Here is a 2,403-nt window from a genome sequence, read left to right as displayed (position 1 = left end):
TCTTTCCACGCGCCACAACCTCGCCCGGTGGCGGGGGGAGGTGGGGGATGTTCGAGGCGCGGTCGATGAGCTTGCAGCGCTGTTGATCGACCGGATCCGGGTGCTGGGGCCGGACCACCCGAGCACTCTCTCCACCCGGTACAACCTCGCCCGGTATCGGGGGGTGGTGGGGGATGTTCAGGGTGCGGTTGATGAGTTTGCTGCGCTGCTGGTCGATCAGGTTCGGGTGCTGGGGCCGGACCATCTCTACACTCTTTCCACGCGACACCACCTCGCCCGGTGGCGGGGGAGAGGCGGGGGACGCCGCCGGCGCGGCTAAGACTTGAGCAGACTTCGGGTTCCTGAGAATGACCCTAGTCTCAGTTCTAGTCTCGAATGCTGCTCAATCCGGTGTAGCACGCGCCCGTCCGTGTATGTCCGGCACGCCACCTGACCTGCAACGCGAAGTCATTGAAGGATGCGCCCGGACCGCTACGGAACGGGACAGGACAGCTCGTAATGCGTAGGTCTCGGGTTCGAATCCCGAAGGCGGCTCTGTGGAAGCCTCAGACTCACTCGCCGTGACCTGGGGCTTTTGCTTTTGGTGGGTGTGGTCTGCGGTGCCGGGTGAGTACTGTGCACGCCGGACGGCTGTGCCCCGGAAGTGCGAACGGGGGACGGCGCCGTATCCCGGAGTTGTGTGCCGCGATCGCTGTCGACGGCTGGTCCTGTAGAGCCTCTGACCGGCGCGCCCGAATCGGTCGCAGCGGAGCGGATCCGACCCGGCCCGCACTCGTTGTCTCGGGCTTCGGCAGCGTCTGGTATCCGCGGTGCTGCGTGTCCGTCGCGGCCGTGCTGTGACCCGCGTCCCTGTGACCCGTGCTCCCGTAGCCTTCCGATTTCTGCCGGTGCATGCACCCACCTCAGGAAGGCCCCGTATGTCCCCCGACCGTTCAGTCCTCCATCTCGGCCTGCGCCGCTCCCCGCTGGAGTGGCGGCCCGAGATCGACGCCGCGGCGGAGCTGGGCCACGCCGTGTACGTCCACTCCGACTCCGGCCTCGGTCACACCGGGTTGCCCGACGACCGGGTCGCCGCCTTCAGCAGGGCGGAGTCCGCGGAGGACGTGGCGGCCCGCGCCCTGCGGCAGGCACGGGACGGCGGGCACGAACCCGCGGCGGTGCTGTGCTGGGGCGACCGGTACGTGGAGGTCGCGGCCAGGGTCGCCGAGGCGCTCGGGCTGCGCGGGCCCTCGGTCGCCGCGGCCACCGTGTGCCTCGACAAGTCCGCGCAGCGCCGGGCCCTCGAACCGCACGGCCTCAACCCCCGCTGGCGCAGCGGGACCACGGTCGACGAGCTGAAGGCCGCCGTGGGGGAGCTGGGCCTTCCGCTGATCTTCAAGCTCGCCCACTCCTCGGGGGGCCGCGGGTCCGCCGTGATCGACGCGGACACGGAACCGGACGAGCTGATGAAGCTGACGTCCCTCAACTACGAGGACTCCGCCGCCTTCCTGGTCGAGGAACTCGTCGACGGCAGCGAACACTCGGTCTCCGGGCTCGTGCACGGCGGCGAGGTGGTGATCCTCGCCGTGTCCGACAAGTACCTGGCGCCCGGGGAGCTTCGTACGATCACTACGGTCGTCCCCTCCGCGCTCACCCCTGAGCAGCTCGCCCGGGTGCACGAGGCGGCCGAGGCCGCGGTGCGCGCCGTGGGCATCAAGGCCGGCGGATTTCACGTGGACCTGCTCCACTCCTCCGAGGGCCCCGTCGTCCTGGAGATCGGCGCGCGGCTCGGCGGCGACCTGATCAACTCCCATCTTGTGCCCCTCGCCACGGACGGCGCCACGCAGCCGTACCGTTCGCTCGTCGAGACCCTCGCGGACGGTGAACTGCCGCGCCCCGCACCCTTCGTGACCACCGCGGCGATGCACCTGCTGCCGGTCCCCGCCGACAGCGACCTCCCGGCGCTGCTGTCCCGCCTCGCGGACCATCCGTCCGTACGGATCGCCTCCGAGTGGCCCTCCCCGGAGGACGAGGTCGTGGTGGTCGTGACGGCACAGGACCCGGACACGATCCCCGCGATCCTCGACGAACTCCGGCAGCGGACGGGACGGTGACGGGACGGTAGGGCCACACGCCTCCGACCTGGGAGCGACGGAACGCGCGGGCGCACGCGGTTCTCGGCCGACTTCGGTCTCCTTGAGGGCAGATGCGTGTGCGTCGTGGGGGCGTGCGGCGGGCGGGGCGCGCCTGGGGTGGCGTGCCGGAGTGCGGGGGCGTGATTCTGGGCTGTGGGTGAGGGGCGGGAGTGCTGGGTGGGCTCTAGTCCGTGGCGTGCCGCTGGACCCGGCGGGCGTGCTGGGTGGCGCGAAAGGGTTTCCGTCCCTGGTGGGGGGCAGGATCTTAGACTGTCTCTTATATACATCA

2 protein-coding genes are annotated in these 2,403 nt (G+C 70.2%); both read left to right on the top strand.

The features are described from left to right. The first annotated feature begins 40 nt into the window (after positions 1–40). The gene (locus AOK17_RS47230) at positions 41–319 is read left to right on the top strand and encodes a tetratricopeptide repeat protein (protein ID WP_055618787.1); all 279 of its coding nucleotides are present in this window, start codon (positions 41–43) and stop codon (positions 317–319) included. A gap of 598 nt (positions 320–917) precedes the next feature. Beyond that, entirely contained in the window at positions 918–2,093 is a 1,176-nt protein-coding gene (locus tag AOK17_RS47225; RefSeq protein ID WP_055618786.1) for an ATP-grasp domain-containing protein, read from the top strand. Positions 2,094–2,403 lie beyond the last annotated feature (310 nt).

It is taken from the genome of Streptomyces phaeochromogenes, assembly GCF_001418655.1.
Lineage (GTDB): Bacteria > Actinomycetota > Actinomycetes > Streptomycetales > Streptomycetaceae > Streptomyces > Streptomyces phaeochromogenes.
Note: the sequence above shows the minus strand (reverse complement) of the source record. Positions and strands in the feature narration are given on the sequence as shown.